Raw genomic sequence first — 21,360 nt, 5'->3', positions numbered from 1 at the left:
TGTCGAATGACACACTGCCTTCGCGAGCAAGCCCGCTCCCACATTTGCTCCCCGGTGCTGTTGGGAGGGCTTATCTTGGTCCGGAAACCACCAGCATCTGCCCCGGCTTCAACGCCTGGCCAGTACGTGGGTTCCAACGCTTGAGATGTTGCATCTCAACGTTGAAGCGCTTGGCGACGATGTACAGCGAGTCGCCTTTCTTGACCTTGTATTGCACCGGCTTCTTGCTGTCGGCCTTGGCCACCCGCTTGCGCGTGTCCTGCATCACCAGGGTCTGGCCGACCTTGAGGGCCTGGCCGTTGAGCTTGTTCCAGCGCTGCAGGTCATGCACATCGACCTTGTTGGCCTTGGCAATCAGCGTCAGGTTGTCGCCACTGCGTACCTTGTAGTTGCGGGTACGGCCGGCAACGCGTGCCGTCTCGACTTCGTCGAACACCTGCTTTTTCGGGCGCATCGCCAGCAATTCTTCAGGCTTCATCGTCGAAAGGGTGCTGGTGAGCAGTTGTGCCTTGGAACTCGGCACCAGCAGATGCTGCGGGCCATCCAGGGTGGTGCGTTGTTTCAGCGCGGGATTGAGCTGGAACAGTTCGTCTTCGTCGATCTCGGCCAGCGCGGCAACCCGTGACAGGTCCATGCTTTGCTTGACTTCAACCACCTCGAAGTACGGCGTGTTGGCAATCGGGTTCAGGTTGACGCCATAGGCCTCGGGCGCCAGCACCACCTGGGACAGCGCCAGGAATTTGGGCACGTAGTCCTTGGTTTCCTGGGGCAGGGGCAGGTTCCAGTAGTCGGTCGGCAGGCCGAGCTTTTCGTTGCGCTCGATCGCCCGGCTCACCGTGCCTTCACCCGCGTTGTAGGCAGCCAGGGCCAGCAGCCAGTCACCGTTGAACATGTCGTGCAGGCGGGTCAGGTAGTCAAGGGCGGCTGTGGTGGAGGCGGTGATGTCGCGGCGGCCATCGTAGGCACGGGTCTGGCGCAGATTGAAGTAGCGCCCGGTGGAGGGGATGAACTGCCATAGACCGACCGCATCGCTGCGCGAATAGGCCATCGGGTTGTAGGCGCTTTCAATCACTGGCAGCAGTGCCAGTTCCAGGGGCATGTTGCGCTCTTCAAGGCGTTCGACGATGTAATGAATGTAAAGGCTGCCGCGTTCGCCGGCGTTCTCAAGGAAGGAAGGGTTGCTGGCGAACCACAGGCGCTGTTGTTCGATACGCGGGTTGACGCCTACACCGTCCTGCAGTTGAAAGCCCCGTCGCATACGCTCCCAAACATCCTGGGGCACTTCGGGAGCCGGCTTGTCCGAAAGCCAGATGACGGGTTTCTGTTTGATCTTGGCAGTAAGGTTTGGCTTGGGTTGCACGGTGGATTGTGCGGTGAAATTGCTTGATTGGCAGCCCGCCAGCGTGGCGGACACAGCCACCGCCACAGCTTGAGCCAGGCGGGTCAATGCGTCTGAATGGTTGGATTTACGAATAGATGACGACATTGGCTGGAAGTAAGTTCCGGGCAAAAATGTCGGGCGATTCTAGAAACCCGTTTGGTTCCGGTCAACCATTCAGAAATTACGTATCAGATTGCTTCCTATTAGAACTTATCTTTCCAAGCCCTCAGGCTAGCAAATACCTCGGCCCCAGAGCGGTTGTCGCGTCCACTCCGTTCGTCCGCTTTTTGTTTAACGGATGTTTCAGAGGTGCGCAGAAAGGGGTTGGTGCGCTTTTCCAGGGCCAGGTTGGAAGGCAGCGTGATCTCGCCACGTTCCCGTAATTGGCGGACGATTTCCACCCGTTGGGCGATATCGGCGTTGTCCGGTTCCACGGCCTGGGCAAACTTGAGATTACTCTGCGTGTATTCGTGGGTGCAGTACACCAAGGTGTCAGCGGGCAGGGCGGCCAAACGTTCAAGTGAAGTGTGCATCTGTGCTGGCGTGCCTTCGAACAGGCGCCCGCAACCGGCGGCGAACAGGGTGTCGCCACAGAACAGCACGCCCAGGTGATAAAAGGCGATATGCCCCAGGGTGTGGCCCGGCACTGTATAAATGTCAAAATCCCAGCCGAGCACGCTGATGCGATCGTTATCGTTCAGGGCTACGTCCCGCGCAGGGATCTTTTCGTTGGCCGGGCCGTAGACCTTGGCGTCAGTCACCCGTTTGAGGTGTTCGACGCCGCCGACATGGTCATGGTGGTGGTGAGTGATCAGGATGTCGCTCAGGGCCCACTCAGGGTTCTGCTTTAGCCAAGCCAGCACCGGCGCGGCATCGCCGGGGTCGACCACGGCGCAGCGCTGGGTACTCGGGTCTTGTAACAACCAGATGTAGTTATCGGTGAAGGCGGGCAGGGCACTGATCTGTATCATTCTTCGATTCGCCAAGCTGAACACATTGGTGCATCTTAGAACGTCTAGGCGAGTTGGAGAATGCAATGACTGATAAAGCGTTCGCCCAGGCCGATCCTGAGTGGCTGGCCCTGATCGGCGCAGCCCGCGAATGGCTGTCCGGTCCGATCGGGCAATTTTTGCTGGACGAGGAACGGCGCATGCTCGAAGACGAGCTGGGCCGGTTCTTTGGTGGCTACCTGGTGCATTACGGTCCTTCGGCCGAAACGCCGCCGTGCGCCCCCCAAGTGCAGCGCAATGTGCGCCTGGGCGCGCCGTTGCCAGGGGTAGAGATCGTCTGCGAGGAACAGGCCTGGCCCTTGAGCGAGCACGCCGCCGACGTGGTGGTGTTGCAGCATGGCCTGGATTTCTGCCTGTCGCCCCACGGTTTGCTGCGCGAAGCGGCGAGCAGCGTACGCCCTGGTGGCCATTTGCTTATTGTCGGGATCAACCCTTGGAGCAGTTGGGGCTTGCGCCATGTATTCGCCCACGACGCCTTGCGCCAGGCGCGCTGTATCTCGCCGCAGCGGGTAGGAGACTGGCTGAACCTGCTGGGCTTCGCGCTGGAGAAACGCCGCTTCGGGTGCTATCGTCCGCCGCTTGCGTCGACCAAGTGGCAAGCCCGCCTGGCCGGCTGGGAACGCCGCGCAGGTGCGTGGCAATTGTCGGGTGGCGGCTTCTATCTGCTGGTGGCGCGCAAGATCGTGGTTGGGTTGCGGCCGGTGCAACCGGTACGCCGCGAGCCGATGGGCAAGCTGGTGCCGATGCCGATGGCCAAGGTCAACCGCAAGCAAAGCGATGCATGACCCTCTTTTTGAATGAATACCGAGCAACCGATGACCGATAGCGTAGAAATCTTCACCGATGGCGCCTGCAAGGGCAACCCGGGCCCTGGCGGCTGGGGCGCGTTGCTGGTGTGCAAGGGCGTAGAGAAAGAGTTGTGGGGCGGCGAGCCTAATACCACCAACAACCGTATGGAACTGATGGGCGCCATTCGCGGCCTGGAAGAACTCAAGCGCCGCTGCAACGTGCTGCTGGTGACCGACTCGCAATACGTGATGAAGGGCATCAACGAGTGGATGGTCAACTGGAAGAAACGCGGCTGGAAGACGGCGGCCAAGGAACCGGTAAAAAATGCCGACCTGTGGCAACTCCTCGACGAGCAATGCAATCGCCATGACATCACCTGGAAGTGGGTGCGTGGTCACATCGGCCATCCTGGCAACGAGCGCGCCGACCAATTGGCCAACCGTGGCGTGGACGAAGTGCGCGGCTACAAGCAGAGCTGATGCCGACTCACGTGTTAATATCGCGCCCCTTGAATCACACCACACCGTTGAGAGCTGAACCCTGATGGCCATCCGATCTGTTGTACTCGATACCGAAACCACCGGCATGCCGGTGACCGACGGCCACCGGATCATTGAAATCGGCTGTGTCGAATTGATGGGTCGGCGCCTCACCGGGCGTCACTTCCACGTCTACCTGCAACCGGACCGCGACAGTGACGAAGGCGCGATCGGCGTCCACGGTATCACTGACGAATTCCTCAAGGGCAAGCCGCGTTTCGCTGAAGTCGCCGATGAGTTCTTCGAATTCATCAACGGCGCCCAGCTGATCATCCATAACGCGGCGTTTGACGTCGGCTTCATCAACAACGAATTTGCCCTGATGGGGCAGACCGATCGCGCAGACATTTCCCAGCACTGCTCGATCCTCGACACCTTGATGATGGCCCGTGAGCGTCACCCCGGCCAGCGCAACAGCCTCGATGCCTTGTGCAAACGTTATGGCGTCGATAACTCGGGCCGTGAACTCCACGGCGCCTTGCTCGACTCCGAGATTCTTGCCGACGTCTACCTGACCATGACCGGCGGGCAGACCAGCCTGTCCCTGGCCGGTAACGCCTCTGACGGCAGCGGCTCGGCGGAGGGTTCGGGTAATCGCCCTTCGGAAATCCGCCGCTTGCCGGCCGACCGCAAGCCAACCACGATCATCCGCGCCAGTGAGCAGGATCTGGCCGAGCATGCGGCGCGGTTGGAAGCGATTGCCAAATCGGCGGGTGCGCCGGCGTTGTGGTCGACCCTGACCCAACAATGAGTCAAACCCCGTAGGAGCCGGCGAGCCGGCTTCTACTGTGGCTTACCGCGCTTTAAAAATCTTCATTCGCGTCATCGCCCCCAAGCTTCTACCCTTGAGTGCATAGCCCTCAGGACTACAAGCACTCATGTACAAAGACCTGAAGTTTCCTGTCCTTATCGTGCACCGTGACATCAAGGCCGACACCGTTGCCGGTGACCGGGTCCGAGGTATCGCCCGAGAGCTGGAACAAGAGGGCTTCAGTATTTTTTCCGCCGTGGATTACGCCGAGGGGCGACTGGTGGCTTCCACCCATCACGGTTTGGCGTGCATGCTGATCGCCGCCGAGGGCGCTGGCGAGAATACCCATCTGCTGCAAAACATGGTCGAGCTGATCCGCCTGGCGCGGCTGCGGGCACCCAACTTGCCAATCTTTGCCCTGGGCGAGCAAGTTACCCTGGAAAACGCGCCCGCCGACGCCATGAGCGAGCTCAACCAACTGCGCGGCATTCTCTACCTGTTCGAAGACACCGTGCCGTTCCTTGCGCGGCAAGTCGCGCGCGCGGCCCGCACTTATTTGGATGGCCTGTTGCCGCCGTTCTTCAAGGCGCTGGTGCAGCACACCGCCGACTCCAACTATTCCTGGCACACCCCCGGTCATGGCGGTGGCGTGGCCTACCGCAAGAGCCCGGTGGGGCAGGCGTTTCATCAGTTCTTCGGGGAAAACACCCTGCGCTCGGACCTGTCTGTGTCAGTGCCCGAACTGGGCTCGCTGCTGGACCACACCGGGCCTCTGGCTGAAGCCGAGGCCCGCGCTGCGCGCAACTTTGGCGCCGACCACACCTTTTTCGTCATCAACGGCACGTCCACCGCCAACAAGATCGTCTGGCATTCCATGGTCGGGCGCGATGACCTGGTGCTGGTGGACCGCAATTGCCATAAGTCCGTGCTGCACTCGATCATCATGACCGGCGCCATCCCGTTGTACCTGTGCCCCGAACGCAACGAGCTGGGGATTATCGGTCCGATTCCCTTGAGCGAGTTCAGCCCCGAATCCATCCGCGCCAAGATCGACGCCAGCCCGCTCACCCGTGGCCGCCCGCCGAAAGTGAAGCTGGCGGTGGTGACCAACTCCACCTACGATGGCTTGTGCTACAACGCTGAGCTGATCAAGCAGCAACTGGGCAATAGCGTCGAGGTGCTGCATTTTGATGAGGCCTGGTACGCCTACGCCGCGTTTCATGAGTTTTTCGCCGGGCGCTACGGCATGGGCACCTCGCGCACTCCGGACAGCCCACTGGTATTCACCACCCACTCGACCCACAAGCTGCTGGCGGCTTTCAGCCAGGCCTCGATGATCCATGTGCAAGATGGCGGCGCCCGCCAGTTGGACCGTGACCGTTTCAACGAAGCCTTCATGATGCATATCTCCACCTCGCCGCAATACAGCATCATTGCTTCGCTGGATGTGGCGTCGGCGATGATGGAAGGTCCGGCCGGGCGTTCGCTGTTGCAGGAAATGTTCGACGAGGCGTTGAGTTTTCGCCGCGCGTTGGCCAACTTGCGCCAGCACATTGCTGAAGAGGACTGGTGGTTTTCGATCTGGCAGCCGCCGTCGGTAGCCGGAATCGACCGCGTCGTCACCGCAGATTGGCTATTGCACCCTCAAGATGACTGGCATGGCTTTGGCGACGTGGCCGAAGACTATGTGCTACTGGACCCGATCAAGGTGACACTGGTGATGCCCGGCCTCACTGCGGGAGGTGCCCTCAGCGATTGCGGGATTCCCGCAGCGGTTGTCAGCAAATTCCTCTGGGAGCGGGGCCTGGTGGTGGAAAAAACCGGGCTGTATTCTTTCCTTGTACTGTTTTCCATGGGCATCACCAAGGGCAAATGGAGTACCTTGCTCACCGAGTTGCTGGAATTCAAGCGCAGCTACGACGCCAATGTCAGCCTGGCCAGTTGCCTGCCCTCGGTTTTTGCCCAAGGCCCGACGCGCTATCAAGGCCTGGGCCTGCGCGACCTGTGCGACCAATTGCACAGCTGTTACCGCAGCAACGCCACCGCGAAACACCTCAAACGGATGTACACCGTTCTGCCGGAAATCGCGATGAAACCCGCCGACGCCTACGACCAGTTGGTCAGGGGTGAAGTGGAAGCGGTTTCCATCGACGCCTTGCCAGGGCGCATCGCAGCCGTGATGCTGGTGCCTTATCCGCCGGGCATTCCGTTGATCATGCCGGGCGAGCGCTTTACCGAGTCGACGCGCTCGATCATCGACTACCTGGCTTTTGCCCGGACATTCGATAGCAGTTTCCCCGGTTTTGTCGCCGATGTTCATGGGTTGCAACACGAAGATGACGGCAGTGGTCGTTGTTACACCGTTGATTGCATCAAGGGTTAAGGATGTTTATGCAAGCTGTAATGAACCCGAAGTATCCAGGGCTCAGTGTACGCGTCGCCGACGAAGGTTTTGATGCCTACGTGTGGGGTAATGATTTCAGCTTTGAGGTCAGCGCCTACGGTGAGCCACAGATGGGCAAGCGAGTCGATCAATGGCCCGTGGAGCGAATATTGCCGTACCGCAAGTGTTATGGCATCGACCCTGAAGAGTTCGCCAGTTTCCGCGATGCGCCCGACAGCGCAATCTTCATGGCCTACCTGGATGATCGCCCGGTGGGACATATCGTGGTCAGCACCAATTGGAATGGTTTTGCCCATGTCGACGAGCTGGCAGTGGCCTTGCCCGCGCGACGCCACGGGGTAGCCAAGGCGTTGTTGGATGTGGCGCAGTTCTGGAGCCGCAAGAAAAACCTGCCGGGCATGATGCTGGAAACCCAGAACAACAACCTCGGCGCCTGCCGATTGTATGAGCGTTGCGGTTACGTGATGGGTGGGGTCGACCACCTGCGCTATCGAGGCATTGACCCGCAAACCCGCGAAGTGGCGATATTCTGGTATCGGTTGTTCAAGGTGTAGGGGGGAGGGGTTTTGTGTCGCTGGCGAGCAGGCCCTCGGCCTTTTGCGTGACGATCTCCAGCAGCGCATTCAGCGCCGGGGTGGTCACGCCGTCCTTGAGGGTGAGCGCGTACAGGCTGATCAGGATCGGCGGCGACACCGGGCACGCATCCAGCCCAGCCTCCCGTGCGCCGAACGCGGTGAAGGGGTCGACCACTGCCAGGCCTTCTCCGGCTTCCACCAGGCTGCGCATCATCTGATAGGTCTGTACGCGCGTCTGCACCACCGGCTGCGGGCGCAGGGCTTGCAGCTTGGCGTCCAACAGGCGGCTGAGCGGGTCCTGGCCTTCCAGGCCGATCATCGATTGTCCTGCCAGCTCCTGTAGCGCGATGTATTTCTGTTTGGGCTTGAGCCAGCCATGGGGGGCGAGCAACTGCAGTTTGCCCTGAGCCAGTACGGTGCTGTGAATCTGCGGGTGTTCCGGGTCATGCAAGCTCAAGCCCACATCGGCTTCGTGCAGCAGCAGGCTCCTGACGATCTCTCGGGTCGTCTGGCTCGACAGGTTGCACGGAGTGTCCTGGAAACGCCGGCGCAGTAGCGCAATGCTGTGCGGCAACAGCTGATTGGCCAGGGGCGGCGTACAGAGGGCGCGCAGGGTCGGGGCGTGAGGGTGTTTCAAGCGGCTGGCCAGTCGTTGCACCGGTTCCAGCGCTTCATAGACATGGGCGATTTCGGCTTGCAGCTCGAGGGTTTCCCGGGTGGCCTGCAAGCGTCCACGCACACTGGCGAACAGCATGAAACCAAGCTGCTGCTCGGCGTCCTTGAGCGCCGCGTCTACATCGCCCACGGAAAGTTGCAACCACTCGGCGGCCGTGCCGAGGTGTCCGGTCTGCAAGATGGCCTGAATCACTTCGATATGACGTAAACGCATCGCCGGAGTCTATGTGCAGCGGGCTGCGTATTCAATAGAATGGCTGCGCTGATCATCAACGACCACAGCCGGCTACCGGCATTAACAACAAGAACAGGTCTGGTCTCATATGCCTTTACCCTCGATATTCCTCGGGGTAACGGCCAAGCAACTGCTGGTCCTGGTGACCGTCGGCTGCGTGGCTGCTTATCTCTTCGACACTCAACGCGAAATCCCGCCGGAAAACCTGGCACTTGAAGCCTTTATTCGCTCCCAGGAACAGGTGGTCGAGCAAGTGGGCTCGGTGCTGGGCGTGGAGTTGGTCAGGCAGGTGGTCGCGCATCCGGGCTACAACTCGGCAGGCTACCAGCGTTCGATGTATGCCGTCGAAGGCGAGCGGGGGCAGTTGATGGTGACGCTTAAGCAGGTGCAGGGAGAGCAGGGTATCGAGGTCACGGAGATCCGTCGTCCGTGATCACCCCAGCCCAGTCAATGCCTTGAATGGCCAGGACTGAGCAGGTGAATAGGCGAGGTCTTATGACGCGAGGGTGGTTTGCGATTCGCGCACAAGAATGGTACCTGATTGGATCAACTTGAATTCGTCGCCTTCCAGTTTCTCTACACGGTCGCCAATGGCCAGCTTGTAGGTGGTGGTAGGTGCCGAGCCAGCCAGGTCGCCTTGCGCCGGGTTGGATTCCTGGAACTCATGCACCGAATACACGCGTCCTTCTGCGTCTCTGGCATGAAACTGTCCGACTAATACTGCTGCCATCTGTTTAGAACCTCTGGAGATAAACACTCTATTTGCGGTTCTGTAGACCGTCACGGAGCGGGGTAGTTTACTTACGGAATAAAAATACTATTCGCTGATATTTTCAGACTCTTCCTACGGGTCGTAATGCCGGGCAAACGCCCGCAGGAATATCAAAACCTTCTGGTGAACACGCCGCGAAGACTTTATAACTACAAGCTCCTTTAGTCAGACGTCGGGAAACCCCAATGAGCAAGGTCTACACCGTAGCCGTCGTGGTCGGTAGCTTGAGAAAAGACTCGATCAACCGTAAGGTCGCGCTGGCACTGGCCGAACTGGCCCCTGCCAACCTGCAGTTGAACATTGTGGAAATTGGCGATTTGCCGCTCTACAACGAAGATATTGACGGTGCGACACCGCCGGCAGCCTACAGTACTTTCCGCAAACAGGTGAGCTCATCCGACGCGGTGTTGTTCGTGACCCCGGAATACAACCGCTCCGTGCCCGCCCCGCTGAAGAATGCCATCGACGTCGGTTCTCGACCTTATGGGCAGAGCGCATGGAGTGGTAAGCCGGGCGCGGTCATCAGCGTATCGCCAGGTGCGATTGGTGGATTTGGCGCCAACCATCACCTGCGTCAGTCCCTGGTATTCCTCGATGTGCCCTGCATGCAGCAGCCGGAGGCCTATCTGGGCGGCGCGGGCAGCGTGTTTGACGAGGCGGGCAAGGTGTCGGAAAAGACCAAGCCGTTCCTGCAGGCATTTATTGATGCCTACAGCAAGTGGGTGGCAAAACAGCACGCTTGATTGCTATGGACCCGGCGATGACCGCCGGGTCTTTTTCGCGCGTTGTCAGGCCAGCTGATCTGCCAGCAATAACGCCAACGCGGTCCGCTACGGCGCTTCCCTGTGTTAGCGCAACCAGTTGGTGCGCGCCAGTTCGATCACTTCATCGCCACGGCCACTCATCACCGCCTTGAGCATATACAGGCTGAAACCCTTGGCCTGTTCCAACTTGATGGTCGGCGGCATCACCAACTCCTGGGTCGCCGTGACCACGTCCACCAGCACTGGGCCGTCGTGGGCGAGGGCGCGGCGCAGGGCCGGTTCCAGGTCTTCGGACTGCTCCACGCGAATGCCCAGGATGCCCATGGCGTTGGACATGGCCGCGAAGTCCGGGTTTTTCAGCTCGGTGCCGGCATCCAGGTAGCCCGCAGCCTTCATTTCCATCGCGACAAACCCCAGGGACGAGTTATCGAACACGATGACTTTCACCGGCAGTTTCAACTGTGCCAACGAGATGAAATCCCCCATTAACATGGCGAAACCGCCGTCACCCGACATCGAAATCACCTGGCGATCCGGGAAGGCTGCCTGGGCCCCGATGGCCTGGGGCATGGCATTGGCCATCGAACCGTGGTTAAACGAACCGATCAAACGGCGCTTGCCATTCATCTTCAAATAGCGCGCAGCCCACACGGTGGGCGAGCCGACATCGGCGGTGAAGATCGCATCGTCATCTGCCAATTCACTGAGCAAGCGTGCGACGTATTGTGGGTGAATCGGCCGATTGGCTTTCGACGGCTGAGCCAAGTCGTCCAGCCCCTGGCGGGCTTTCTCATAATGTTTCAAGGAGGTTTCAAGGAAGCTGCGATCAGTCTTGCGCGTCAAGCGCGGCAGCAGGGCGCCGATGGTTTCGCTGACATCCGCGGCAATGCCCAGGTCCAGCGTGGCGCGACGGCCGAGGGCCTGGGGGTTGCGGTCGATCTGGATGATCTTCGCGTCGGTTGGGTAGAACTGGCGGTAGGGGAAGTCGGTGCCGAGCATGATCAAGGTATCGCAGTCGAGCATGGCGTGATAGCCGGAGCTGAAGCCAATCAGGCCGGTCATGCCCACGTCGAACGGGTTGTCCCATTCCACATGTTCTTTGCCGCGCAGGGCGTGTACCACGGGAGCGCCGAGAGCGTCAGCCAGGGCCACCACCTGATCGTGGGCGCCGGCACAACCGCTGCCACAGAGCAGGGTGGTTTTCTGGCTGCTTTCCAGGATTTCGATGAGGCGTTGCAGGTCCTGATCCGCAGGCAGCGTGCGTGGCGCATGCAAGGCTGGCCATGGCTTGAGCTTGTCTTCCACTTCCAGCAGCGACACATCGCCTGGAATCACCACGACCGCGACGCCGCGATTGAGGATCGCCGAACGCATGGCGCGGTGCAGCACGTGGGGCATCTGCTCGGGGTTGGTGACCAGTTCGATGAAGTGGCTGCACTCCTTGAACAATTCCTGGGGATGGGTTTCCTGGAAGTAGTTCAGGCCGATCTCCGACGATGGGATCTGCGCGGCAATCGCGAGCACCGGCACATGGTTGCGATGGCAGTCGAACAGGCCATTGATCAAGTGCAGGTTGCCCGGCCCGCAACTGCCGGCGCACACCGTCAATTCGCCCGTGGCCGCCGCTTCGGCGCCTGCGGCAAAGGCCGCCACTTCTTCGTGGCGCACATGCATCCACTCGATGCTGTCCATGGTACGCAGGGCGTCGGTGAGGCCATTGAGGCTGTCGCCGGTCAGGCCCCAGATGCGCTTGATGCCCGCCTGTTCAAGGGTGGTCGCCAATTGCTGGGCCAGGTTGATTTTCGCCATGAAGAACTCCAATCGTCAGTGAGGTTAAAAACTGCTGATCAATAGGGGACAGTTCGATCACGGCGGATGTTCAGCCTTTAATGTGAAGATTGCGTCATGGCCGCCCGGTATTGCCGGGTACGCCGCGCAAGAAACCACTGGTCACGCACCAACGCCATACACGGCGCGACGTTGGCCTTGGGCAAATGGCCGCGGCTGAGCCGGCGCATCTGATAGCGCACGACGGCGAGGATGGCCAGTGACGCCAGGGGCTTGCGCTTCCAGTCGATGGGCTTGAGTTGCGGGTTGGGGTCGCGGCCTTCGCGCCAGTGTTGGATCAATTGCGGCTCCAGCGTCAATGCTGTGGCGATCCCGGCCATGGCGACGCCACTGTCCAGTACCTGTTGCACGATGGGCAGGCGACGGATACCGCCGGTGACCAGCAGCGGCATCGTGGCGATCGTCGCCAGTTGACTGGCGAATTCCAGGAAATACGCCTCACGCGCCAGGGTGCGACCGTCACGCGCTTCGCCTTGCATGGCCGGTGCCTCGTAGCTGCCGCCGGATAACTCCAGCAGGTCGATGGGCAGCGGGTTGAGCATTTCGACCACGGCGCGTGCGTCGGCTTCTGCAAAGCCACCCCGCTGGAAATCGGCGGAGTTGAGTTTGACGGATACACAAAACGCCGGGCTGACATTGGCGCGCACTGCCCGGATTACGTCCAGCAACAGGCGCGCACGGTTCTCCAGGGAGCCGCCCCAGCGGTCGGTGCGCTGGTTGCTCAACGGCGACAAGAACTGGCTGAGCAAGTAGCCGTGGGCACCGTGGATCTGCACGCCGGTAAACCCGGCTTTTTCGGCCAGGCGTGCGCTGGTGGCGAAGCGCTGGATCACGTCCTGGATGTCGTCCTCGGTCATGGCCTTGGGTGTGGCAAACATTTTCGAGAAACCGCCGAGGTCGAGCGCGACGGCGGACGGTGCAAGGGCTTGCTGGCGCAGGTTGGCTGGCGTCTGGCGCCCTGGGTGGCTGAGTTGTACCCAGAAGTGCACGCCGTTGCTGCGGGCGACGTCGGCCCATTCGCGAAAGCTCGCCAGATGCTGCTCATCTTCGAGGGCCACGCCACCGGGGCCGGTCATGGCCCGGCGGTCGACCATCACGTTGCCGGTGATCAACACGCCTGGCTTGCCGTCCGCCCAGGCCTTGTACAGTTGCTTCAACTCACGGGACGGCGCCTGATTGCCATCGGCCATATTTTCTTCCATCGCTGCCTTGGCGATACGATTGGGGAGGACCTGGCCATTGGGCAGTTGCAGGGCTTCAAAGGGTGACATGGGTTGACTCCTGAGTGGGGGAAGCCTCAGGCTAAGCTTAAAGTTAACTTTAATGTCAAGCAGGTGCCGTGATGAATATTGGGGAGCTGGCAAAGCAGAGTGGGCTGGCGGCGTCGCGGATCCGCTTTTATGAGGCCGAGGGCCTGATCAGCCAGGTCGGACGCCAGTCCAATGGGTACCGGCGTTATGCGCCGGAGGCCCTGCAAACCTTGCAGCTGATCCAGAGCGCGCAACAGGCAGGCTTTACCCTGCAGGAGCTCAAGGCGCTGATGCCTGCGCCGGGCGAGCACAAGCGCGAAGAGTTGATCGAGGCGCTGGAGCGCAAGGTCACGCAGATCGAAGCCATGCAGGCGCAACTGGCCCATAGCAAGGCGCAACTGCTGGGGGTGATCGAAGCGGTACGGGCGCAGCCGGAAGGGGTGCCGTGCAGCGTAGGGCAGAAGCAGGTATTAGGATTGATCAGCGAGAACCTGTAGGAGCGAGCTTGCTCGCGAAGACCTCACAGACAACACGTTCATCCAGGATTCACGCGTTATCGTTGACGATCTTCGCGGGCAAGCCCGCTCCTACGGTTTATTGGCGACGACGAAACAACGGCAGCGGTTCATCCGTTGCCGCCTGGTACGTCACCGAAAAGTCCTTGAGGCTTTCCAGGGCTTCGTACGGGTCTTTGTCGGCGCGCAGGGCGAACGCATCGAACCCGCAACGGCGCAGGTAGAACAACTGGTCGCGCAGCACGTCGCCAATCGCACGCAGCTCGCCTTTGTAGCCGTAACGGTCACGCAACAAGCGGGCGTTGGAGTAGTTGCGGCCGTCGGTGAACGCCGGGAAGTTCAGCGCGATGACCTGGAAGTGCTCCACGTCTTCGCCGATTTCTTCGGCTTCTTCATCGGCGTCCAGCCACACACCCAGGCCGCCGTCGCGGGCCTTGAGGGCGTGGCCGTGTTCGCGCCACAGCGCCAACGGCACGATCAGGTCGTCGCAGTTGGAGATGCCGTCAAAGCTCGCGTCCTTGGGCAGCAGGTGCCAGGTTTCGTCGAGGACTTCGTTGTTCTTAATGATTCGCTGCATAGACGCGCTCCTTGAACAGGTCGATGCCGATGCGCTGGTAGGTGTCGATGAAACGTTCATCTTCGGTGCGCTGTTCGATGTACACGTCGATCAGCTTGCCGATCACCTCAGGCATGGCTTCCTGGGCGAAGGACGGGCCGAGGATCTTGCCCAGGCTCGCATCGCGGCTGGCGCTGCCACCCAGGGACACTTGGTAGAATTCTTCGCCTTTCTTGTCCACGCCCAGGATGCCGATGTGGCCGACGTGGTGGTGACCACAGGCGTTCATGCAACCGGAGATGTTCAGGTCCAGCTCGCCGATGTCGAACAGGTAGTCCAGGTCGTCGAAACGGCGCTGGATCGATTCGGCAATCGGGATCGACTTGGCGTTGGCCAGCGAGCAGAAGTCGCCGCCCGGGCAGCAGATGATATCGGTCAACAGGCCGATGTTCGGCGTGGCAAAACCGCCTTCGCGCAGTTCGCCCCACAGGGTGAACAGCTGGCTCTGCTCAACGTCCGCGAGAATGATGTTCTGCTCGTGGGAGGTGCGCAGTTGGCCGAAGCTGTAGCGCTCGGCCAGGTCGGCGACGGCGTCCAGCTGTTTGTCGGTGATATCGCCTGGGGCAACGCCGGTCGGTTTCAGCGACAGGGTCACTGCCACATAGCCTGGCTTCTTGTGCGCCAGGGTGTTGCGGGTGCGCCAACGGGCGAAACCGGGGTGTTCTTTGTCCAGTGCTGAGAGCTCGGCGTCCTGATTGCTCAACGCCTTGTACTCAGGGTCGACGAAGTGTTTGGCCACGCGGTGCACTTCGGCTTCGGTCAGGGTGGTCTGGCCGCCGCGCAGGTATTCCATCTCAGCGTCGACTTTCTGAGCGAAGACCTCAGGGGTCAGCGCCTTGACCAGGATCTTGATCCGGGCCTTGTACTTGTTGTCACGACGGCCATAGCGGTTGTAGACCCGCAGGATCGCGTCGAGGTAGCTCAACAGGTCCTGCCATGGCAGGAATTCGTTGATGAACGCACCGACCACCGGAGTACGGCCGAGGCCGCCACCAACCAGTACGCGGAAGCCCAACTCGCCGGCCTCGTTGTGCACCGGCTCTAGGCCGATGTCGTGCACTTCGATGGCTGCACGGTCCGAGGTCGAGCCATTGATGGCGATCTTGAACTTGCGCGGCAGGTAGGCGAATTCTGGGTGGAAGGTGGTCCATTGACGGACGATTTCACACCAGGGGCGTGGGTCGATCAGTTCGTCAGCGGCCACGCCGGCGAATTGGTCGGTGGTCACGTTGCGCAGGCAGTTACCGCTGGTCTGAATGGCGTGCATCTGCACGGTAGCCAGTTCAGCCAGGATGTCCGGCACATCTTCCAGCGCCGGCCAGTTGAACTGTACGTTCTGGCGGGTACTGATGTGGGCGTAGCCTTTGTCGAAGTCGCGGGCAATCTTGGCCATCATGCGCGTCTGACGCGACGTCAGTTGGCCATAGGGCACGGCCACCCGCAGCATCGGCGCAAAGCGCTGAACATAAAGGCCATTTTGCAGGCGCAGAGGGCGGAACTCTTCTTCGCTCAGTTCACCTGCTAGGTAGCGTCGGGTCTGATCACGGAACTGCTTGACGCGGTCCTCGATGATGCGCTGATCGTATTCGTCGTATACGTACATATAGGTCCTGTTCTCGGCAAATCTGCGCGCACGGCCGCGCACTCCCAACGGAGCCGGGGCAAGATACCAGTTTGCGTTTATGCGCAAAAGTGATGTTTGAGTATATGCAAATAACCAAATCGACTAATGAGAACCGTTATCGCCATACCCACATTTGTCATGCGGGCAATCGTCAACTTTACTGTGAGCGTGTTTGAACGTAATCACCTATAAAACCGACAAGAGGCGATGCGATGAGTAACCCGACAAAAGCCCGTAAACCCGACAGTACCGTAGATGCCTGGGCCATTCTGTTCCTGATCATTCTGGTGGTGGGAACTGCCGTGTTTTGGGTAAGCCACCAGTAAACAGCCTCGATTGACTGTCGCAATGCCATTATCATGACGGTCAAATATCCGGGGCTGAACATCAATGTCGAAGGTGCTGATTGCGTGCGTGTGGTTGCTGGGATCGGCGTACGGGGCGATGGCCCATGCCACGTCGGTGGTGTTTCTCAACCCTGGCATGTCGACGGAAACCTTCTGGGTCAGCTACGCGCAGTTCATGCAGGCCGGAGCCAAGGACCTCGGCCTGCATTTGCGTGTGCGCTATTCCGAGCGTGACACCCGCAACACCCTGAATCAGGCGCGCGAGGCACTGCAAGGCAGCGAGCGGCCGGATTACCTGGTGTTGGTGAACGAGCAATACGTTGCCCCGCAGATCCTGCGCATGGCCCAGGGGAGCGGGGTCAAGCTGCTGATTGTGAATAACGCGCTGACCGCCGATCAGGTGCAATTGCTGAACGCCCGCAACGACGCCGACGTGATGGGCAGCATGGTCGCCAACGACGAGCAGGCCGGTTATTTGATGCTGACCGACTTGCTGCGCCAGCACGGCCCTGCAAAGCCTGGCGAATCCATCGACCTGCTGGCATTCTCCGGCACCAAGACGACCCCGGCCGCGCAGCTGCGCGAAAAGGGCCTGCGCCGTGCCCTGGCTGAGCACCCTGAAGTGCGCCTGCGCCAGTTGGTCTCCGGCGAATGGAGCCGCCAGCGCGCGTTCGAGCAAGCGGTGCTGTTGTTCAAGCGCTACCCGCAGACCGCGCTGGTGTGGTCGGCCAACGACGAAATGGCGCTTGGCGCCATGCAGGCGCTACAGGACAGTGGGCGGGTGCCGGGTCAGGAGGTGTTGTTCAGTGCGGTGAACAGTTCGCCGCAGATTTTGCAGGCACGGCTGGATGGACGGCTGAGTACACTGGTCGCCGGGCATTTCACCCTGGGCGGGTGGGCGATGGTGTTGATCCATGATGATGCCAAGGGCGTGCCAATCGACGCCCATGGCGGGCGCGACCGCCAGGAAGCGCTGTTCCAGTTGATAGACGCCACCCAGGCACAACGGTTGTTGGCGCCAGCGGCGCCAGTGGATTTCCGTGCACTGTCTGCCGTCGGCAAGCCGGCGTCCTACCGTTACCCCTTCAGCCTGCAACTGCTGCTGCGCTAGACGCCGGCCAACAGCAGCACCAGCTTGACGATACCGAACAACGTCAGGGCAAACACCACCGTGAACAGAATGCCCAACGCTACAAAGTGGCTGGGCCTGCCGTGGGTAAAGTCGCGAGCGCGGTTCTTGCCGCTTTGCACGCCAAACGCGGCCGCGATCACGCTGTGCAGCATCTGCCAGAAGGTAGGGGGCTTGTTGTTGATTGGATCGTCCATACATCCCTCGACACCAGGTGTGTGAGGGATAGCATAGACAATCCAGCCGGGCTTAGTTGTCGTGGGCTTAGTTGTCGTAGCCCAGGTTCGGCGCCAGCCAACGTTCGGTCACACTCAGGTCCTGGCCTTTGCGCGCGGTGTAGCTCGCCACCTGGTCCTTGTCGACCTTACCCACGGCAAAGTACTGCGCCTGCGGGTGGGCGAAGTACCAGCCGCTGACGGCCGCCGCCGGGAACATCGCGTAATGCTCGGTGAGGAACACGCCGCTACGACCTGCATGCATTTCGCGGGCCTCGGGGTCGAGCAGTTGAAACAACTGGGCTTTCTCGGTGTGATCCGGGCACGCGGGGTAACCGGGGGCAGGGCGGATGCCGCTGTATTGCTCTTTGATCAGCGCCTCGTTGTCCAATTGCTCATCCTTGGCGTAGCCCCAGTGCTCTTTACGCACCTGCTGGTGCAGCCATTCAGCGCAGGCTTCGGCCAGGCGGTCGGCCAGGGCCTTGACCATGATCGAGTTGTAGTCGTCGCCCGCGTCCTGGTAGGCCTTGGCGACTTCTTCGGCACCGATACCGGCGGTGGTGATAAAACCACCGATGTAGTCAGTCACACCGCTGTCCTTGGGCGCTACGAAGTCGGCCAGGGAGAAGTTTGGCTTGCCATCGGTCTTGATGATCTGCTGGCGCAGGTGGTGCAGTTTTGCGATCGGCTGGCCGTCGTCGCCGTAGACTTCCAGGTCGTCGTCCTGCACCTGGTTGGTCGGCCAGAAACCGAACACCGCACGGGCGCTGATGAGTTTTTCGTCGATCAATTTCTTGAGCATTTCCTGGGCATCGGCGTACAGCGCGGTGGCCGCTTCACCGACGACTTCGTCAGTAAGAATGCGTGGGAATTTGCCCGCCAGGTCCCAGGAAATGAAGAACGGTGTCCAGTCGATGTACTCGGCCAGCACCTTGAGGTCGATATTGTCCAGCACCTTGGCGCCGGTAAAGGTCGGCACCACCGGGCTGTAGGTGCTCCAGTCGAACTGTGGCTTTTTGGCGATGGCGGCGGGATAGCTCAGGCGCTCGGTGCGGGCGCTGCGGTTCGAGGTGCGCTCGCGCACTTCCACGTACTCCTCGCGAGTGCGCTCCACGAAGCCGGCTTTCAGTTCCTTGGACAGCAACTGCGTCGCCACGCCCACGGCGCGGGAGGCGTCAGTGACGTACACCACGGCATCGTTACTGTACTTGGGCTCGATCTTTACCGCCGTGTGCGCCTTGGAGGTGGTGGCGCCACCGATCATCAGCGGCAGGTGGAAGTCCTGGCGCTGCATCTCGCGAGCCACATGGACCATCTCGTCCAGGGACGGGGTGATCAGGCCGGACAGCCCGATAATGTCGCACTTCTGTTCCTTGGCCACCTGCAGGATCTTCTCTGCCGGCACCATTACGCCCAGGTCGACGATGTCATAGCCGTTGCAGCCGAGCACCACGCCGACAATGTTTTTGCCGATGTCGTGCACGTCGCCTTTTACGGTTGCCATCAGGATCTTGCCCTTGGCTTCCGGCTTGTCGCCTTTTTCGAGTTCGATGAACGGGATCAAGTGCGCTACCGCCTGTTTCATCACGCGGGCAGATTTCACCACCTGGGGCAGGAACATCTTACCAGCGCCAAACAGGTCGCCGACGATGTTCATGCCGGACATCAGCGGGCCTTCGATCACTTCGATCGGGCGCTCGAACGACAGCCGCGATTCCTCGGTGTCTTCCACGATGTGCGTAGTGATGCCTTTGACCAGCGCGTGTTCCAGGCGCTTGTTCACGTCCCAGCCACGCCATTCTTCGGTCTCGGCTTCCTTGACGCTGCCGTCGCCCTTGTACTTGTCGGCGATGGCGAGCAGGGCGTCGGTGCCGTCCGGCGTGCGGTTGAGCACCACGTCTTCCACGGCATCACGCAGCTCGGCCGGGATCTGGTCGTAGATCTCCAGCTGGCCGGCGTTGACGATGCCCATGGTCAGCCCATTGCGGATCGCATACAGCAGGAACACCGAATGGATTGCCTCACGCACCGGGTTGTTGCCACGGAACGAGAACGACACGTTGGACACGCCGCCGGAGGTCAGTGCATACGGCAGCTCGTCACGGATGTAGGCGCAGGCGTTGATAAAGTCGACGGCGTAGTTGTTGTGCTCTTCGATACCGGTGGCGACCGCAAAGATGTTCGGGTCGAAGATGATGTCTTCCGGTGGGAAGCCGACTTCATTCACCAGGATGTCGTAGGAGCGTTTGCAGATCTCTTTCTTGCGCGCTTCGGTGTCGGCCTGGCCGGCTTCATCGAACGCCATCACCACCACCGCAGCGCCATAGCGCTTGCACAGCTTGGCGTGGTGGATGAACTGCTCCACGCCTTCCTTCATGCTGATGGAGTTGACGATGCCCTTGCCCTGGATGCACTTGAGGCCGGCCTCGATCACGTCCCACTTGGAGGAGTCGATCATGATCGGCACGCGGGAGATGTCCGGCTCGCCGGCGATCAGATTGAGGAAGGTCACCATGGCCTTCTTCGAATCCAACATGCCCTCGTCCATGTTGATGTCGATCACCTGGGCGCCGGCTTCCACCTGCTGCAGCGCGACTTCCAGGGCTTCGGTGTAGTTGTCTTCACGGATCAGGCGGGCGAACTTGGCCGAGCCGGTGATGTTGGTGCGCTCGCCGACGTTGACGAACAACGAGCTGCGATCGATGGTGAACGGCTCCAGGCCTGACAGGCGGCAAGCCTTCGGAATATCCGGGATCTGGCGCGGCGCGTAACCGGCCACGGCCTTGGCGATGGCCTCGATGTGGCCCGGCGTGGTGCCGCAGCAGCCGCCGACAATGTTGAGGAAGCCGCTCTGGGCGAACTCTTCGATGACCTTGGCGGTTTGTGACGGCAACTCGTCGTATTCGCCGAATTCGTTGGGCAGGCCGGCGTTCGGGTGGGCAGAGACGTGGGTGTTGGCCTTGTTCGACAATTCTTCCAGGTACGGACGCAGCTCGCTGGCACCCAGGGCGCAGTTGAGGCCCACGGAGATCGGCTTGGCGTGGGCCACGGAGTTCCAGAACGCTTCGGTGGTCTGGCCCGACAGGGTACGCCCGGAGGCGTCGGTGATGGTGCCGGAAATCATGATCGGCAGCTCAATATTCAATTCCTCGAACACGCCTTGCACGGCGAAGATCGCGGCCTTGGCATTGAGGGTGTCGAAAATGGTTTCGATCAGGATCAGGTCGGCACCGCCTTCGATCAGGCCTTTGGTGGCCTCGGTGTAGTTTTCCACCAATTCATCGAAGGTCACGTTGCGGTAGCCGGGGTTGTTCACGTCGGGCGACAGCGAGCAGGTGCGGCTGGTCGGGCCGAGCACGCCTGCGACGAAACGCGGCTTGTCCGGGGTTTCCGCCGTTTTGGCGTCGGCGATCTTGCGCGCCAGGCGTGCGCCTTCTACGTTTAGCTCAAACGCCAGCGCTTCCATGCCGTAGTCGGCCATGGAGATGCGCGTGGCGTTGAAGGTGTTGGTTTCGAGGATGTCGGCGCCGGCATCCAAGTAGGCTTTTTCGATGCCGCCGATTACGTCTGGACGGGTGATCACCAGCAGGTCGTTGTTACCCTTGACGTCGCTGGGCCAGTCGGCGAAGCGTTTGCCACGGTAGTCATTTTCCTCAAGCTTGTAGCTTTGGATCATCGTGCCCATGCCGCCGTCGAGGATCAGGATACGTTCCTTGAGGGCTTGATGAAGGGCTTGCAGACGAACGCTACGATCGGACATGGGACTACTCTGGTCAGGCATTTCGGAGGGCGTGAATCATAACAAACCTGTGCCGATTTAGAGCATGCGCAGTTTTTGCATGAATATCGTTCATGTTGCTGGGGAGTATGGCCCGGTAGAATCACCGGCAAATTTTCAGCGCACGCATTGAACCGGGACCC

The 21,360-nt window shown here is 60.6% G+C and carries 19 protein-coding genes; 9 read left to right on the top strand and 10 right to left on the bottom strand.

The features are described from left to right. Nucleotides 1–70: 70 nt before the first annotated feature. A complete protein-coding gene (locus BMZ57_RS14695; protein WP_010210924.1) occupies nt 71–1,486 on the bottom strand; it encodes a lytic transglycosylase domain-containing protein in 1,416 nt (471 codons plus the stop codon). Nucleotides 1,487–1,584: 98 nt separating this feature from the next. Further along, nucleotides 1,585–2,352, bottom strand: coding sequence for a hydroxyacylglutathione hydrolase (gene gloB / locus BMZ57_RS14690; protein ID WP_021491694.1), 768 nt, complete (start codon nt 2,350–2,352; stop codon nt 1,585–1,587). A 65-nt stretch (nt 2,353–2,417) separates the two neighbouring features. On the opposite strand from gloB, the gene BMZ57_RS14685 reads away from it, so the two are divergent. The 5 genes from BMZ57_RS14685 to BMZ57_RS14665 all read left to right on the top strand — a co-directional run bounded on the left by BMZ57_RS14685 (nt 2,418) and on the right by BMZ57_RS14665 (nt 7,428). Then, nucleotides 2,418–3,176, top strand: a complete 759-nt coding sequence (locus tag BMZ57_RS14685) for a methyltransferase domain-containing protein (protein ID WP_010210918.1) — start codon at nt 2,418–2,420, stop codon at nt 3,174–3,176. A 30-nt stretch (nt 3,177–3,206) separates the two neighbouring features. Beyond that, entirely contained in the window at nt 3,207–3,659 is a 453-nt protein-coding gene (rnhA, locus tag BMZ57_RS14680) for a ribonuclease HI (protein ID WP_047543226.1), read from the top strand. Between the two features lie 70 nt (nt 3,660–3,729). Next, on the top strand, nt 3,730–4,470 hold the full coding sequence (gene dnaQ / locus BMZ57_RS14675) for a DNA polymerase III subunit epsilon (protein WP_167337377.1): 741 nt from the start codon (nt 3,730–3,732) through the stop codon (nt 4,468–4,470). A 127-nt stretch (nt 4,471–4,597) separates the two neighbouring features. Continuing rightward, entirely contained in the window at nt 4,598–6,853 is a 2,256-nt protein-coding gene (locus BMZ57_RS14670; RefSeq protein ID WP_010210911.1) for an Orn/Lys/Arg family decarboxylase, read from the top strand. A gap of 8 nt (nt 6,854–6,861) precedes the next feature. Further along, nucleotides 6,862–7,428, top strand: a complete 567-nt coding sequence (locus BMZ57_RS14665; protein ID WP_031290712.1) for a GNAT family N-acetyltransferase — start codon at nt 6,862–6,864, stop codon at nt 7,426–7,428. On the opposite strand, the gene BMZ57_RS14660 is transcribed toward BMZ57_RS14665, so the two are convergent. Further along, nucleotides 7,418–8,338, bottom strand: coding sequence for a LysR substrate-binding domain-containing protein (locus tag BMZ57_RS14660; RefSeq protein WP_042571586.1), 921 nt, complete (start codon nt 8,336–8,338; stop codon nt 7,418–7,420). The genes BMZ57_RS14665 and BMZ57_RS14660 overlap by 11 nt on opposite strands. A 109-nt stretch (nt 8,339–8,447) precedes the next feature. Here BMZ57_RS14660 and BMZ57_RS14655 point away from each other — a divergent pair, with 109 nt between their 5' ends. Next, complete coding sequence (locus BMZ57_RS14655; RefSeq protein ID WP_045792236.1) at nt 8,448–8,792, top strand: hypothetical protein; 345 nt, start codon at nt 8,448–8,450, stop codon at nt 8,790–8,792. Between the two features lie 60 nt (nt 8,793–8,852). On the opposite strand, the gene BMZ57_RS14650 is transcribed toward BMZ57_RS14655, so the two are convergent. Further along, the gene (locus tag BMZ57_RS14650; protein ID WP_016979714.1) at nt 8,853–9,089 is read right to left on the bottom strand and encodes a hypothetical protein; all 237 of its coding nucleotides are present in this window, start codon (nt 9,087–9,089) and stop codon (nt 8,853–8,855) included. Nucleotides 9,090–9,316: 227 nt separating this feature from the next. On the opposite strand from BMZ57_RS14650, the gene BMZ57_RS14645 reads away from it, so the two are divergent. Beyond that, complete coding sequence (locus BMZ57_RS14645) at nt 9,317–9,874, top strand: NADPH-dependent FMN reductase (protein ID WP_021491692.1); 558 nt, start codon at nt 9,317–9,319, stop codon at nt 9,872–9,874. 105 nt (nt 9,875–9,979) lie between these two features. On the opposite strand, the gene poxB is transcribed toward BMZ57_RS14645, so the two are convergent. Beyond that, nucleotides 9,980–11,704, bottom strand: a complete 1,725-nt coding sequence (gene poxB, locus BMZ57_RS14640) for a ubiquinone-dependent pyruvate dehydrogenase (RefSeq protein WP_021491691.1) — start codon at nt 11,702–11,704, stop codon at nt 9,980–9,982. Between the two features lie 77 nt (nt 11,705–11,781). Next, nucleotides 11,782–13,014: an NADH:flavin oxidoreductase/NADH oxidase family protein gene (locus BMZ57_RS14635; protein WP_010210900.1), complete on the bottom strand. Its 1,233-nt coding sequence runs from the start codon at nt 13,012–13,014 to the stop codon at nt 11,782–11,784. A gap of 71 nt (nt 13,015–13,085) precedes the next feature. On the opposite strand from BMZ57_RS14635, the gene BMZ57_RS14630 reads away from it, so the two are divergent. Next, nucleotides 13,086–13,490, top strand: coding sequence for a MerR family transcriptional regulator (locus BMZ57_RS14630; RefSeq protein ID WP_010210899.1), 405 nt, complete (start codon nt 13,086–13,088; stop codon nt 13,488–13,490). Nucleotides 13,491–13,587: 97 nt separating this feature from the next. On the opposite strand, the gene BMZ57_RS14625 is transcribed toward BMZ57_RS14630, so the two are convergent. Together BMZ57_RS14625 and BMZ57_RS14620 are read right to left on the bottom strand one after the other, a co-directional pair. Beyond that, on the bottom strand, nt 13,588–14,085 hold the full coding sequence (locus BMZ57_RS14625) for a DUF934 domain-containing protein (RefSeq protein ID WP_010210898.1): 498 nt from the start codon (nt 14,083–14,085) through the stop codon (nt 13,588–13,590). After that, a complete protein-coding gene (locus BMZ57_RS14620; RefSeq protein ID WP_010210897.1) occupies nt 14,069–15,727 on the bottom strand; it encodes a nitrite/sulfite reductase in 1,659 nt (552 codons plus the stop codon). Before BMZ57_RS14620 ends, BMZ57_RS14625 begins: the two co-directional genes overlap by 17 nt. A 411-nt stretch (nt 15,728–16,138) precedes the next feature. Here BMZ57_RS14620 and BMZ57_RS14615 point away from each other — a divergent pair, with 411 nt between their 5' ends. After that, nucleotides 16,139–17,206 carry an ABC transporter substrate-binding protein gene (locus BMZ57_RS14615; protein ID WP_021491690.1) on the top strand — a complete coding sequence of 356 codons (1,068 nt, stop codon included), beginning with the start codon at nt 16,139–16,141 and terminating at the stop codon, nt 17,204–17,206. Here BMZ57_RS14615 and BMZ57_RS14610 read toward each other — a convergent pair. Both BMZ57_RS14610 and metH read right to left on the bottom strand, forming a co-directional pair. Beyond that, nucleotides 17,203–17,421, bottom strand: a complete 219-nt coding sequence (locus BMZ57_RS14610) for a DUF2970 domain-containing protein (protein ID WP_010210891.1) — start codon at nt 17,419–17,421, stop codon at nt 17,203–17,205. The two genes, BMZ57_RS14615 and BMZ57_RS14610, sit on opposite strands and share 4 nt — an antisense overlap. 67 nt (nt 17,422–17,488) lie before the next feature. Next, on the bottom strand, nt 17,489–21,199 hold the full coding sequence (gene metH, locus BMZ57_RS14605) for a methionine synthase (protein ID WP_021491689.1): 3,711 nt from the start codon (nt 21,197–21,199) through the stop codon (nt 17,489–17,491). Nucleotides 21,200–21,360 lie beyond the last annotated feature (161 nt).

Origin of the sequence: Pseudomonas simiae (assembly GCF_900111895.1) — a bacterium.
GTDB classification, from domain to species: Bacteria; Pseudomonadota; Gammaproteobacteria; order Pseudomonadales; family Pseudomonadaceae; genus Aquipseudomonas; species Aquipseudomonas simiae.
The sequence above is the reverse complement of the archived record's forward strand: the minus strand, read 5'-3'. Positions and strand labels throughout refer to the sequence as shown.